Source organism: Streptomyces sp. MUM 203J, from assembly GCF_022414595.1.
Classification (GTDB): domain Bacteria; phylum Actinomycetota; class Actinomycetes; order Streptomycetales; family Streptomycetaceae; genus Streptomyces.
On sequence record NZ_JADWYO010000026.1, the window covers coordinates 39,293 to 52,620 of the forward strand.

At 73.3% G+C, this 13,328-nt stretch carries 11 protein-coding genes and 1 pseudogene; 2 read left to right on the forward strand and 10 right to left on the reverse strand.

All coding sequences use genetic code 11. From position 1 onward, the window contains the following. Positions 1 to 13: 13 nt before the first annotated feature. Complete coding sequence (locus tag I3F58_RS15575; RefSeq protein ID WP_240109196.1) at positions 14 to 667, forward strand: TetR/AcrR family transcriptional regulator; 654 nt, start codon at positions 14 to 16, stop codon at positions 665 to 667. A 26-nt stretch (positions 668 to 693) separates the two neighbouring features. On the opposite strand, the gene I3F58_RS15580 is transcribed toward I3F58_RS15575, so the two are convergent. Then, on the reverse strand, positions 694 to 1,671 hold the full coding sequence (locus tag I3F58_RS15580; RefSeq protein WP_240109197.1) for a ScbA/BarX family gamma-butyrolactone biosynthesis protein: 978 nt from the start codon (positions 1,669 to 1,671) through the stop codon (positions 694 to 696). A 205-nt stretch (positions 1,672 to 1,876) separates the two neighbouring features. On the opposite strand from I3F58_RS15580, the gene I3F58_RS15585 reads away from it, so the two are divergent. Continuing rightward, complete coding sequence (locus I3F58_RS15585; RefSeq protein ID WP_240109198.1) at positions 1,877 to 2,614, forward strand: ScbR family autoregulator-binding transcription factor; 738 nt, start codon at positions 1,877 to 1,879, stop codon at positions 2,612 to 2,614. A gap of 15 nt (positions 2,615 to 2,629) precedes the next feature. Here I3F58_RS15585 and I3F58_RS15590 read toward each other — a convergent pair whose 3' ends face one another. The 9 genes and pseudogenes from I3F58_RS15590 to I3F58_RS15630 all read right to left on the reverse strand — a co-directional run. Then, positions 2,630 to 4,213 (reverse strand): MmgE/PrpD family protein, encoded by a 1,584-nt coding sequence (locus tag I3F58_RS15590; protein ID WP_240109199.1) that lies wholly within the window; start codon positions 4,211 to 4,213, stop codon positions 2,630 to 2,632. Between the two features lie 124 nt (positions 4,214 to 4,337). Beyond that, positions 4,338 to 4,706, reverse strand: coding sequence for a nuclear transport factor 2 family protein (locus I3F58_RS15595; RefSeq protein WP_240109200.1), 369 nt, complete (start codon positions 4,704 to 4,706; stop codon positions 4,338 to 4,340). Between the two features lie 96 nt (positions 4,707 to 4,802). Then, a complete protein-coding gene (locus I3F58_RS15600; protein ID WP_240109201.1) occupies positions 4,803 to 5,762 on the reverse strand; it encodes a diacylglycerol kinase family protein in 960 nt (319 codons plus the stop codon). Between the two features lie 145 nt (positions 5,763 to 5,907). Next, entirely contained in the window at positions 5,908 to 6,738 is an 831-nt protein-coding gene (locus I3F58_RS15605) for an alpha/beta fold hydrolase (protein WP_240109202.1), read from the reverse strand. Positions 6,739 to 6,774: 36 nt separating this feature from the next. After that, positions 6,775 to 8,268, reverse strand: coding sequence for an MFS transporter (locus I3F58_RS15610; protein ID WP_240109203.1), 1,494 nt, complete (start codon positions 8,266 to 8,268; stop codon positions 6,775 to 6,777). A 41-nt stretch (positions 8,269 to 8,309) separates the two neighbouring features. Beyond that, entirely contained in the window at positions 8,310 to 9,518 is a 1,209-nt protein-coding gene (locus I3F58_RS15615; RefSeq protein ID WP_240109204.1) for a cytochrome P450, read from the reverse strand. Positions 9,519 to 9,802: 284 nt separating this feature from the next. After that, positions 9,803 to 10,564 (reverse strand): thioesterase II family protein, encoded by a 762-nt coding sequence (locus I3F58_RS15620; protein WP_240109228.1) that lies wholly within the window; start codon positions 10,562 to 10,564, stop codon positions 9,803 to 9,805. A 32-nt stretch (positions 10,565 to 10,596) separates the two neighbouring features. Beyond that, on the reverse strand, positions 10,597 to 11,628 hold the full coding sequence (locus I3F58_RS15625) for an LLM class flavin-dependent oxidoreductase (RefSeq protein WP_240109229.1): 1,032 nt from the start codon (positions 11,626 to 11,628) through the stop codon (positions 10,597 to 10,599). Positions 11,629 to 11,745: 117 nt separating this feature from the next. Beyond that, positions 11,746 to 13,317 (reverse strand): annotated as a pseudogene (locus I3F58_RS15630) (fatty acid--CoA ligase); the annotation flags it as partial. Between the last annotated feature and the right edge of the window lie 11 nt (positions 13,318 to 13,328).

Here is a 13,328-nt window from a genome sequence, read left to right on the forward strand (position 1 = left end):
TTAGAATTCCTTCGTGAACGAATCTTTCCGAAGGCTCCTCTCCGCCGAGCCCGAGCCGAAGGAGGTGATCCGTGTGGCGAAGCAGGCGCGGGCCCTGCAGACCTACGACCGTGTACTGGACGCCGCAGCCCACGAGTTCGCGCGCTATGGCTACGCGCACACGAACCTGCAGCGCATCGCCGACCGGATCAGCCTCACCAAGGGCGCGCTGTACGGTCACTTCTCGAACAAGGAGGAGCTGGCCGCCGCCCTGACGGACCATCTGACCCGCACCGCCCGGTCACTGCTGGAGGAGGCGCGGGCCGCCACCACCCCGGCCATCGAGCGCCTCCAGGACCTGATCCTCAGGCTCGGGAAGCTCTTCGAGACCGACCGCAGGGCGCTGGCGGCCCTCCGGCTGCAGGTCGAGGCCGCGCAGGCGACCGCGGGAACGGTGCCGCTCATGGAAGACACCCACGCGATCGTCCGGGGTCTGGTGGGCGAGGTGCAGAAGGCCGGCCGCTGGGATCCCTCCCTGCCGACCAGCCCCCTGACCGAGCTGATCATGGCGGCGTTCTTCGGAGTCCTCTGGAACGGCATCGAGGCCGACGGGGATCGCCCGGGCCCCAGCGTGGCCGCCGTCTGGGAGGTCCTGTCACGCGCCCTGAACACCCGGGCCCGGCCGTGACCCCCCGGGATCGCGCCTCCCGGGGGTCACCAGGAGGCCCCGGACTCCCCAGGCGCCCTGCTGCCCACGCGGACCCAGGACGTCTCCGCCCGGGCCAGCACCGTGTCGCCCTGCACCGCGGCGACCGTCAGGCCGGACATCTCCCGCTCCGTTCCGCCCGGGGCGTACTGCTCCACCACCAGCCGGGTCGGCCGGTGGAACTCCCCGAACGCGAAACAGCCGACCGTCGCCCGGGCCAGCGCGAAGGCCGGACCCCCGGCATCCGCCTCGTGCACGGTCAGGTGACCGAGCTGCCGGAAGCCCTCCAGCATCACCATCAGCGGGATGTGGTCGGTCGGGTGGTCGAACAGCACCGCGTGGTCGCGGTCGACCCGCAGCCACCACGCGCCGTCCACGCCGCAGCCGCGCTCCAGGACGCAGTCCCTCCAGCGCAGCCGCCCCACCCGGTGCGGCGGCACCAGCAGCGTGCCGGTGACCTCCGGCTCGGGGCCCTCGGCGCCGGTCAGCTCGCGCAGCATCCCGTAACGCCGGTCGTCGACCATGAGCATGCTGGCGCTGCCCCTGCCGCACACCCGGCCGCCCACCACGAGCCGGACGTCCGTCCGCGCTCCCGTCCTCCCGCGCGGGCCGTCACCGTCCCAGGCCCACTCCCCCTCCAGCAGCACCGGAAGCGGCACCCCCCGGACTCGCAGCGGCACCTGGTCGGTGACCTCGAAGTCCAGGGAGCGGAAGACGAAACGGGTACCGAGCGGCACCCCGCGGTGCTGGTGGGCGACGTACACCATCCCCTGGCGCAGGGTCTCCGCGAACAGCAGGGGATCACTGAGCCCGTTCTCGTCCGGGTGGTAGAGCGCGTGGTCGCGCGGCCACTGGGCCGCGACGACGAAGCCCTGGTCACCGACGCGTACCCCGTCGGTGAGGAAGACCTCCGCGACCGAGCTGCGATGGACCAGCTCACGGGTCACGGGCTGGAGGAAGCGGAGTGAGCCGACAGCGGTCACCATTGCTGCCGCCTGCGGAGAACTGCAATCATCGATCGCGACAGACATCTGAATTTCGCCCTCCCCGACTGGAAGATCCAGACCATGCGAGCAAACAGACGCGAGACACCTCTCGGTAGGCCATTAATATACCTTCGGGAAGGTATATAGCAAGCCGGAACCCGTGCTCTCAGGCGCCCAACAACCCCTTGATGGAGGCGAGTTGGCGATGGGAGACGACCAGGGCCAGCACCGCAACCAGCGGACCTCTTCCCCCAAGGGCCGCCAGAACACGATGGGTGTCATGAGCGAAAACAGCGCTGCGACGCAGCTCCCCCGCCTTCTAGTGACCAAGCAGTCCGACGACACCTCGCACCTCAAGCAGGAGCGGGCGATCCGCACCCGCCGCACGATCCTCGACGGTGCCGCCGAGATCTTCGCCCAGCACGGCTTTCCCCACGTCACCATCAAGGACATAGCCGACCGCGCGGAGATGACCAAGGGTGCGGTGTACTTCCACTTCACCAACAAGGAGGCCGTCGCGGTCGCGGTGGCCGAGGAGTTCTACCGCCGGCTGGCGGAGCACATCGCCCCCGCGCTGGAGGGCGACCGCACCTCGCCCAGGACGGTCGTCGACGTCCTGATGCACATCGCCCGAGCGTTCCGCGACGACGCGTACATCAAGGCAGGCGCCCGCCTGCAGATCGAACGCCCCTACATCAAGGCGGAGATGCCCGTCCGGTACACGGGAGTCACCACACTGTTCACCGACCTGCTGCGGGAGTGCAAGGCGGCCGGGAACCTCCCGGAGGACACGCAGCCGGAGGCACTGGCACGGGTCCTGGTGGCCGCCGTCTTCGGCGCCCAGCACATCTCGTGGGTGGAGACGGAGCGGGCCGACATCGTGGAGCGGTTCGAAGAGCTCATCAAGGCCATCGCCGTGCTGCCGCCACCCGAGCCCGCCTGACCCCCGGTCCGGGGGTCAGTCCAGGAACGCCGCCTCGATCCAGCGCCGGACGCCCCTAGGGCGCATCCGGTGCAGGCGGTCGAGGGTGTCCGCGACCTCGCGGGAGCCGCCTACCGCCAGGAACTTCTCCCGCACCATGTCCGCGTGCCGTTCACGGGTCTCCGGGCCCGCCGCGCCCACCGGGATGAGCCGGCCCCGGCTGACCGTGCGCCCGTCGGTGAGGCGCACGGTGACCCGGGCGCCGGTCGCCTTGGTGGAGCGGGAGAAGTCGCGGCCGTCCGCCCGGAGCGTCCCCACCAGGTCCACCAGAGCGTCCCCGCCGAAGGCCCGCAGCCACGGCACGGCCTGCTCCCCCGCCTCGCGCACGGCCTCGCCGAAGGGCGCGTCCGACAGGAACAGCTCCCGGGTCATCTCCGTGTCGTGCACCAGACGCACCCGCCGGGCCAGCGCCCAGCGGTCCGGGTCGTCGAGGTGCGGCGAGGAGAAGTCGTCCACCGAGAACTCGCCGGCCAGCAGGGTCGTCGCCACCGGGTACGGGACGTCGAGGACGAGGGCGCCCAGCGGCGAACCCGGCCCGTTCACATAGTGCGCGGCCCGCTCCCCCGCGAACAGTGTGTACAGCGAGGCCTCGACGACGATCTCCGCCACGTCCTGCGCGCGCACCGCGCCCAGCTCCCGGTGGATCTCGGCGGCGCAGTCCACGGCGGCGTCGATGCCGGGACCGCCGGGGTGCATCTTGAACGACAGGGTGTCGGTGTGCCAGCGGCGCCCGAGCCCCTTGGCCACCGCACCGGGGAGCGGCACGGTCGCGAACCGGGCCAGGAAGCCGTCCCGGTGCTCGATGATGTCGGGCGCGCCGCGCAGCCCCGCCACGGCCGCGTCGCAGGCGTCCATGGCCGTACGGACCGGGGTGAAGGTGTTGAACAGCCGGGCGTCACTCGCCAGGAAGGCCCGCATCAGGGGCCAGTTGGGCATCGCGAAGGCCAGCCCGAAGGCGTTCTCCCACAGTGCGGCCGGGGCCCGGTCGCAGTGCAGCCGGCCCGCGACCGCGCCGGCCAGATGGGTGTGCACCGCGCTCTGTCCGCGCAGCGGCCCCAGGGTCGCGGAGGCGGTGATCCGGGCCGCGCACTCGTTGGCGGCCACCACGGCGGTCAGCAGCGACAGGCCGTCGAGCTGACGGGCGTAGGCGAAGGCGAGCGGCACGGCGACGGTGGAGTTGGACAGGTGCCCGGCGTACGCGGTGTCGTCGAGGTTGAGCCAGGAACCGAGCGCGGCGAAGACCCCGGCGGCGGCGCGCGGATCGCGCTGCATCGGGTGCCCGAAGGCGGCGACCAGTCTGCGGCCCAGCGGGTGCTGGAGTCCGGCCCGGATGGAGGCGACCTGGGACAGCACCTGGCTGGCGGCGAGCTTCAGCACACGGCAGGGCACGTCCCGGGGGCGGAGCCCGGCGGCCCAGTGGGACAGCTCGCGCAGGGGCGTGTCCGCGGCGGGGCGGCGCTCGGGGCCCGGGCGGGCGGGGCGGGGGCGGTCAGGGGGGCGGGGGCGCTCCCACTGCTCGCACAGGGCTCGGGCCATGCTCTCGCTGAGTACGGCCGTCATGGCCTGAGCACCTGCCTTTCAGGCTTCCTCGCGCCGGCATCCGGTGTGCGGTGGGGGGACGGCGGGGGCGTGGGACGGCCGGTGGACCGGTACCGGCGTGCGCGCCCCCGCCGCCGTCGGGGGGTCAGGCCGTGGGGACCTTGTCGAGGAACCCGTACACGCCCTTGATCCGCCCGTCGTCGCCGGTGACGACGACGTCGAAGCCGATGGCGATCGGCTCGGCTCCCGGCGCGGTCACCAGGCCCCAGCGGAAGCGCGCGATGCCGTGGTGCGCGTCCACCTCGCCCAGCAGCTCGAAGGACAGGCCCTTGAACTGCTCGCGGGCACCCGCGACGACGGCGGCGAAGCCCTCGTGGCCCTGCACGGCCGCGAGCGGGTCGATGTACGGGGCGTCCGCGGCGAACAGCTCGGCGGCGGCCGCGGCGCGCTTGTCCGCGTCCGCCTCGTTCCAGATGGCGAGGTAATTGTCGACAGTGGCCTTCAGGTCGCTCATGACCTTCTCCTTGTACATCGTGACGTGCGGGTTTCTTATGGGTTCGTACGGCGCCGAACGCGCGGGCGCCCGGAGCCGTACGAAGTTCGGGGGCCCTCAGGCGGGGTCCGTGGGGGCCCAGACGGCGAGGGCGCCGGGGCGGACCTCGAAGGTCGCGGCTGCGCCGATGCCGTGCTGGTACTCACCGTCGTGCTCCAGCGGCAGCCGTTGGCCGTCGGTGCGTTCGACGGTGACGACCCGGCCCCGGGCGTACACGGTGGACGGGTGCTCCAGGTGGGCGGCGGTGAGGGTGAGCCAGGGGACGTCGGCCGCCGCGACGTCCCCGGAGATCACGCAGACGTCCAGGAGCCCGTCGTCCAGCAGCGAGTCGGGCAGGACGAGGTACTGGCCGCCTCGGTAGCGCCCTCCGCCGACGTTGGCCAGCACCGTCGGGCCCTCGTGGACGACCCGGCCGTCGACGGTGACGCGGCCGGGGTAGGGGGCGTACCCGGCGGCGGTGTCCGCGAAGGCGCGGGCGTACCGCTCCCGGCCGGTCAGCGGGATGTCCCGGGCGGTGAGGAGCGCGTCCGCGATGACCCCGGAGCAGGCGCCCAGGTAGACGAGCTGCCGCGTCTCGGCCAGGCGGGCCAGGTCGAGGCGGCGGAGCCGGGCGGAGCCGCCGGTGCCGGAGTCGGTGAGCACGGCCTTGAGGGATTCGGTCCAGGGGCGGTCGCCCCACAGCATCCGGTAGCCGGAGTTTCCGGTGCCGCCGGGGACGACGGCGAGCGCGGCACGCCCGGCGGCGGGGGCGAGCGCCTGGACGACCTCCCGTACCGTGCCGTCCCCGCCGATGGCGACGACCAGGTCGGGGGTCTGCGCGGACCGCTCCAGAGCGCGCCGCACGGCGACGGTGGCGTCTCCGGGGGCGGTGGTGAGGTGCAGCTCGGTGCGCCCTTCGAGGCCGCTGTCGCACAGTTCCTGCACCTGTCGGACGAGTTCGGGCCGGTGACTGCCGGACGCGGGGTTGGCCAGCACGAACGCCCGGGTGGGACCCGGGGGCAAGACGGTGTCTGCCATGGCGGCGTACTCCTTCGTCTCCGTCGGTCGGTGCCGGACGTCCCGGCCGGCGCTGAACCCCGCGCCCCGGCGTCTCCTCTCACTCTGCCGCCCGCCCCTTGCACGGGGCTGACATCCGGCTGACGTGGCGGGACATGCCTCGGCGTCACTCCTTGGCGAAGGCCAGAAGGTCCGCGTTGAGACGCTCGGCGTGGGTGGCGAACAGGCCGTGGGCCGCGCCCTCGTACGGGAGGAACCGGCTGCCGGGGACCAGCTCGGCGGTGCGGGCACCGCACAGCGCGTACGGGGCGCCGAGGTCCGCCGTGCCGTGGACCACCAGTGTGGGCAGGCGCAGCGCGGCCGTCTCGGCGCGCTGGTCCGTCGTGAACAGGGTGCGGAAGACCTCCAGTCCGGCTCGAGGTGAGGTGTCCATGCACAGGTGCACCAGCCACCGGGCGAACTCCTCCGACACCGGCAGGTCGTCCGGGTCGGCGTCCGGGCCGCCGAAGAAGGGCGCGGTCAGGGCGCCGAGGAAGGCCGCCCGGTCCTTCCGGATGGCGGCGGTCACCTCGTCGAGGACCGCCGGGTCGAGTCCGTCCGGATGGTCCGGGGCCCGCATGAGGTACGGGGTCGTCGAGGCCACCAGGGCCAGCTTCGCGACCCGCCCGGTCCCGTACCCGGACAGGTACCGTACGGCCTCGCCGCCGCCGACCGCGTAGCCGACCAGCAGCGCGTCGCGTACGTCGAGACGCTCCAGCAGGTCCGCGAGGTCGGCGGCGAGGGTGTCGTAGTCGTAGCCGGTCCAGGGCCTGTCCGAGCGCCCGCAGCCGCGCCGGTCGTAGGTGACGCAGCGCAGCCCGTGTCCGGCGAGGAACGGTGCCTGGTACTCCCACATGCGGGAGTCGGTCATGGCGGCGCCGAGCAGGACCACCGCGGGACCGTCGCCCCAGTCGGTGTAGTGCAGCCGGGTGCCGTCCCGGGTGGTCGTGTACGGCATGGCGGGGGCCTCCTGACGTGGTGGGGGTCCCGGCGGTCAGGGCCGGGCGGCGGCGCGGCCGGGTGCCAGCAGCACCAGTGCGGCGGCGAGGACCCCCAGGGCGATCAGCGGGACGAGGGTGAGGGAGAACGCGTGCGGGTAGGCGTCCGCCGCGCCGCCCGCGAGCGCGGGGAAGAAGACCGTGCCGGCGATGGCCACACCGACGGCGGCACCGCCCTCCTGGGCGGTGTTGAGCAGCCCGGACGCGGAGGCGGCGTGCTCGCCCGCCGCGCCGCCCAGCACCAGGTTGGTCAGCGGACCCGTGGTGAGGCCCATGCCGACCCCGGCGACCAGCAGCAGCGGCAGCAGCCACAGCACGCTGCCGCTGGTGCCGAGCGTGTCGGCGGTCAGGGCGAGGGCCCCGTACCCGGCCGCGAGGACCAGCGGGCCGACGGCCACGCGGCGGGCGGTCACGGTCGCGGCGAGCCGCGCCGAGCCGATGGAGGCGCCGAAGTAGCCCGCGCCCACGGCCAGGAAGAGCAGACCGGACTCCAGCGGGCTCAGGCCCCGGCCGAGCTGGAGGTAGAGGGCCAGGATGAAGAAGAACGAGCCCATGGCGAGGAAGTACACGACCGTCGCGGTGAGCCCCACCGAGAACAGCCGCACCCGGAACAGCGACGGCTCGATCAGCGGCCCCCGGTCGGCGGCGGCGCGCCTGCGCAGGTGCAGGACGGTCACCGCGAGCAGCACGGCCGCGCCCGCGAGGCACTCCCACACCCACACCGGCCAGCCCCGCTCCTGCCCTTCGAGCAGCGCGAACACCAGGAGCCCCAGGGACGCGGTGACCAGCAGCGCGCCCACCAGGTCCAGGCGGGCGCCCGCGCCTCGGGACTCCGGGATCGTCCGGCGGACGAAGGCCAGGGAGACCAGGCACAGCGGGATGTTGATGAGGAAGATGGTCCGCCAGCTCATCCCCGCCAGGTCGACGGTGATGAGCGCGCCTCCGATGAACTGGCCGAAGACTCCGGCCAGTCCGATCACCAGGCCGTACACGTTGAAGGCGCGGTCGCGGGCGGGACCGGTGTAGACGGTGCCGATGATGCCGAGGACCTGCGGCACCAGCAGCGCGGCCCCGGCGCCCTGGGCGATCCGGGCGACGATCAGGACGTCCGCCGTGCCCGCGAAGCTGCACGCGGCCGAGGCGAGCATGAACACGGCCATGCCCAGGGCGAACATCCTCCGGCGGCCGTACAGGTCGCCCAGCCGGCCGCCCGTGATCAGGCCCGCGGTGAAGGCGACGCCGTAGCCGACGATGACCATCTGGGCCTGTGCGGAGGTGGCGTGGAGGTCCGCCTGGATGGCGGGGATCGCCACGTTGGCGATGAAGAAGTCGAGCACCGTGATGAAGGTGCCCACCAGCACCACGATCAGGGCCCCGGCGGAGGGCGTACCGGCCGAGGGGGCGGCGGCCGGTGCGCTGTCCGGTGCCGCCCCGCCCGTCCCTTCGCCCTGCCCTTCGGCGAGGACGCGCGGACGTGCTTCAGAAGTCATGACGACCCCTCATTCATGAGCTCTTCCAATGGTCGTGCCCGTCACCAGGTCACGGGCAGGTGGGTCACCCCGTGGAAGACGGTGTCCCGGCGGAACACCGTCCGGGGGTCGGCCGCCAGCCGCAGGGACGGGAAGCGCCGGAGCAGGGAGCGCAGCGACAGCTCCATCTCCAGCCGGGCCAGGGGGGCGCCCTGGCAGTAGTGCGGGCCGTAGCCCCACTGGAGGTGGCCGCCGGTGTCGCGGTGCGGGTCGATCCGGTGGGGGCAGCGGAACACGGTCTCGTCGTGGTTGCCGGCGGGCACGGAGATGACCACCGCGTCGCCCTTGGAGACCTGCACGCCGCCCAGTTCGAGGTCCTCGACGGCCAGCCGGACCATCGCGTCCTGCGAGATCGACCAGTAGCGCATCGACTCCTCGATGAACTTCGGTATGAGCGCGCCGTCGTCGGCGGCGACCTGGGCGCGCAGGGTGTCGTCACGGAGCAGGGCAAGGATGTTGAGGGCGATCTGGTTGGTGGTCGTCTCGTGTCCGGCGACCAGCACCAGGCGGGCGATGCCGACGAGTTCGTCGAGGGTGAGGGCACCGGTCGCGTGGTGGTTCACGGCGAGTCGGCTGATCAGGTCGTCCCCGGGGGCCTCCAGCTTGCGCAGGGCCAGTTTGGCGAGGTACTCCGACATCTCGACGAACGCCGCCTGGGAGACGGCCGGGTCCTCCTGGGAGATGGTGACCCGGGTCTTCTCGATGAAGAACGGCGAGTCCTCGTCCGGGACGCCGAGCAGCCGGGCGATGACGAGGGTGGGGAGCGTACGGGAGAACGCGGCGTGCAGGTCCGCGGGCTGCGGCAGTTCCGCGAAGCCGTCGAGCAGCTCGTCGACCAGTCGCTGGACCGGTGCGCGGAGCTTCTTGACGCGACGCGCGGTGAACTCGGTCTGGATCATGCCGCGCAGGCGGGCGTGCTCGGGATCGTCGAGCCGGAGGAAGGAGCTGGGGTTGCCACCGGGCGGCACCTGGATGCGTACCGGGGCGCCGGGCAGCCGCTCGTCGGCGCTCAGTCTGGGGTCCGCGAGGGCCTGCCGGACATCGGCGTACCGGGTCACCAGCCAGGCCAGGCGGGACTCGGCGGTGCCCTCCGGGATGCGGACGACGCAGGGCGGGGCGGTGCGGAGCTGTGCGAGGACCGGCGGCGGGTCGCCTGCGGGGGTCCTGGCGAAAGGCCAGTCAAGGACGGTGGTGTGGTCCGAGAGTGCCATTGCTTGTCCTCCACGGGGGTTGGGGAGACCGCCCGTCGACTCTCCCCGACCGCGCGGACGCGGCCCTGACGCGTGACTGACGCGCCCGCCCGGGCCCTGCCGGATGCCACTGTCCCGCACGGCGCTGACACGGCGCTGACACGTGCGGGCCGCGGTTGTCCCTCCCCTGCCCCGTCCCTTCCCGGACCGGGGGCGGCGCCCCGAACCCCCGCTCCTCAGGCGCCGGAGGGGGTCCGGGGACGCACGTCCCGAGTCCCGGTGGGGGAAGGAACCGCCGGGGGCTCCTACCGCCCCGTCGCGAACCGTCGCAGCCGCGCCGCGAAGTGAGCTGTCACGGACTGGGCGTGGGCGTCGATGTAGAAGTGGCCGCCCTGGTACTCGCTGTGCCCCAGGTACGACGGGCTGCGGCCCGCCCAGTGGGTCATCGCGTCGGGGTGTTCCTGGAGCGGGTCGGAGCGTCCGCCGTAGGAGGCCAGGGGGCAGGTGACCGCGCCGCCGTCGTCGACGTACTGTGCGGCGACCCGCAGGTCGGCGCGGAGCGCGGGGACGACCAGGGCCAGCATCTCGGGGTTGTCGTAGATCTCGGCCGGGAAGGAGCCCAGCTTCTTTATCCACTCGATGAGCTCGGGCTCCGGCATCCGGCTCTGCTCCTCGGTCGGCTGGAAGAAGCCCTGGGGCGACCAGCCGGACATGCCGATCAGCGCGGGCGACGGCCCGCCCTCCGCCTCCATCCGCAGGGTCAGCCGAAAGGCGAGCTGCGCCCCCAGACAGTGGCCGAAGAAGGCGAAGGGGCGGTCGTCCAGGTCGTTCAGCACCGCGTCGTGCAGCGCGTCGACCAACGGGTCGAACTCCTCGAACGTGGGTTCCTCGCGCCGGTTGTGACGGCCCGGCAGGGTGACGGCCTGGGGGGCGATCCCGGGCGGGAGGAGGCGTTCCCAGTCGCGGTAGATGATGGCCCCGCTGCCCGCGTGCGGCAGCAGGAAGAGCCGTACCGTCGCGTCGGGCGAGGGCTCGGCGGGGTGGAACCACTGGCCGGCGCTGGACATCTCCCGGCCGAGCGCGGCACTGGTCGTGATGGTCACGGTCGTGTACTCCCAACGGTGGTGGACGGGCCGAGCGCGCGCACCGCGGGCAGCAGCACCTCGGCGATCTCCTTCAGCTGCGGTTCCGGGTCGAGCGAGCCGACCCGGATGACCAGGTGCCGGGCGCCCGCCCGGACATAGCCGCCGAGCCACTCGGCGCAGCTCTCGGCGCTGCCCCAGCCGTAGGCCTGGATGGCCGACATCTGCTCCAGGGAGCGGCCGTAGTAGTGGCTGATGTAGTGCTCCAGCTCGGCGCGGGCCGCGGCGCGGCTGCTGTTGACGGTGACGGTCGCGTACAGCGCGGGGGTGACCGCGCCGGGGCCGCGCCCGGCCTCGTCCGCGAGTCTGGCGATGCGGGCCCAGGCCCTCCCGTACGCCTCGCTGTCCGGCAGGAACGGCAGCCAGCCGTCGTACAGCGCGGCGACGCGGGCGAGGACCTTGGGGGTGTCGCTGCCCGCCAGCCACAGCGGCGGGCCGCCGGGGACGGCGGGGGCGGGGAGCCGGTCCAGGCGCTCGGCCTGCCAGTGCCTGCCGTGGAAGGCGGTGGGGGCGCCGTCCTCCCCGGAGCGCCAGGCGGTACGCCACAGCGCGGCGATCTCGTCGAGGCGGCCGGCCCGCCCGGCGAAGGAGGCGCCGACGGAGGCGAACTCCTCCTCGGTCTCCGGCATGGGGAAGCCCGAGCCCAGGCCCAGGACGAGCCGGCCGGCCGCGACATGGCTGAGGCCGGCCAGCATGTTGGCGCCGATCAGCGGGTGGCGCAGGGCGGGGGTGAGTGCGGCGGTGCCGACAGTGATGCGCCGGGTGGCCGCGGCGGCGGCCGAGAGGACGACGAGCGGGTCCAGCCGGGGGCGGGCGGTCAGGGAGTCCCCGGCCCACAGCGAGTCGAACCCGAGTTCCTCGGCCCGCCGCGCGAAGTCGAGCAGGGGGGAGGCGGCGTAGGCGCCGCTGATGGCCTGCTCCCGGGTCGGCAGCAGCACGCCGATGCGCAGGGCCCCGTCGTGGGGCGTCTCGCGGAGGGTCGCGGACATGTCTTCTCCTCGGTCTCGTCGGACACGCCTCTCCGTCGGGCCGCCTCCCGCCTCCGGCCGGCCGCCGGGCGTGCTCGCGCCCGGCGGCGTCAGCTGCGCGTCCGCCGCCCCGCCGTCCGGGCCGGACGCCGTCTCCTGGAGGCGGTCACGGACCGCGCGGCGGAGGATCTTGCCGCTCGGGTTGCGGGGGAGGTCCCGCATCACGTGGTAGGCGCAGGGGATCTTGTAGTCGGCCAGGCGGCCCCGCAGGGACAGCATCAGTTCGCGCGGGGTGACCCGGGTGCCGGGGCGCAGGACCACGCACGCGTGGACCGTCTCGCCCCACTGGGGGTCGGGGAGGCCCACCACCGCCACGTCGGCCACAGCCGGATGGGCGGCCAGTTCCTTCTCGACCTCGGCCGGGTAGATGTTCTGGCCGGCCACGATGATCGTGTCGTTGATGCGGTCGCACAGGTGGACGTATCCGTCCGCGTCGAGGAAGCCCGCGTCGCCCATGTGCAGCCACTCCCCCACCAGGGCCGTCGCCGTGGCCTCGGGCAGGTTCCAGTAGCCGAGCATCCGGGAGGGGGCGCGCACGCAGATCTGGCCGATCTCCCCGGGCGGCAGCTCCTCGCCGTCGGGGCCGACCACCTTCACCTCGTTGCCGGGGCAGGGGCGGCCGACCGAGGTGAGGACCGCGCTGTCCGGGCGGTGGTCCTCCGGCGGCAGGCACACCGCGACGCTGCCGGTCTCCGTGCTGGCGTAGATCTGGGCGAACTCGCAGCGGAACACCTCCAGGCAGCGTGCCAGCAGCGTCGGGGACATCGGTGCCGCCCCGTACGCGATCTTCCGCAGCGAGGCGAAGGCCTCCGGTCCCGCATCCCGCTCGCCCGCCATCATCTGGAGCATCGCGGGCGCCGCGAAGGTGATGGTGACGCCGTGCCGCCGGATCAGCCGCACCGCCTCCTGCGAGTCGAACTGCGGCATCACGACACTTGTCCCGCCCGCCGCGAACGTGTGCAGGAACCAGCCGATGCCCGCGATGCCGAAGCCCGGCAGCGAGATCAGGCTGACGTCCTCGGCCCGCCAGTCCAGCCAGGAGACTCCGTGCTCGCGCATCGCCGCGGGCAGGGTGAAGAAGCTGCGGTGGGCGAGGACCGCGCCCTTGGGCAGGCCGGTCGTGCCGCTCGTGTAGATCTGCACGACCGGGTCGTCGGGGCCCGCGCTCAGCTCCAGGCCGGTGTCCGGGTGGCTCGCGTACCAGGCGGGCAGGCCCGCACGGGGGGCGGGTTCACCGTCCGGGTCGACACCGTCGTTGCGGATCACGGTCCGCAGGGACGGCAGCCGGGGCCGGACTCTGCCGAGCGTGTCCCAGAACTCGTCGTCCACGAAGGCCAGCACCGCGCCGGAGTCGCTCAGGATGTGGTCGACCTCGCAGGAGGTCAGCCGCCAGTTGACCGGCACCAGCACCGCGCCCGCCATGGCACAGGCCAGGATGGTCAGGTAGTAGTTCTCGCCTTCACGGCCCAGGTAGGCGACCCGGTCGCCGCGCCGCACCCCGCTCGCGCGCAGGGCGTGGGCGGCCCGGTTGGCGTCCCGGTGCAGCTTGCCGTAGGTGGTGACCCGTCCCTCGCAGACGACCGCCGGATGGTCCGGGCGGCTCCCGGCGTGGGCCCGGGACGCATGGTTCAGTGTCCATGCCTCGCGCATCTCGTGCTCCT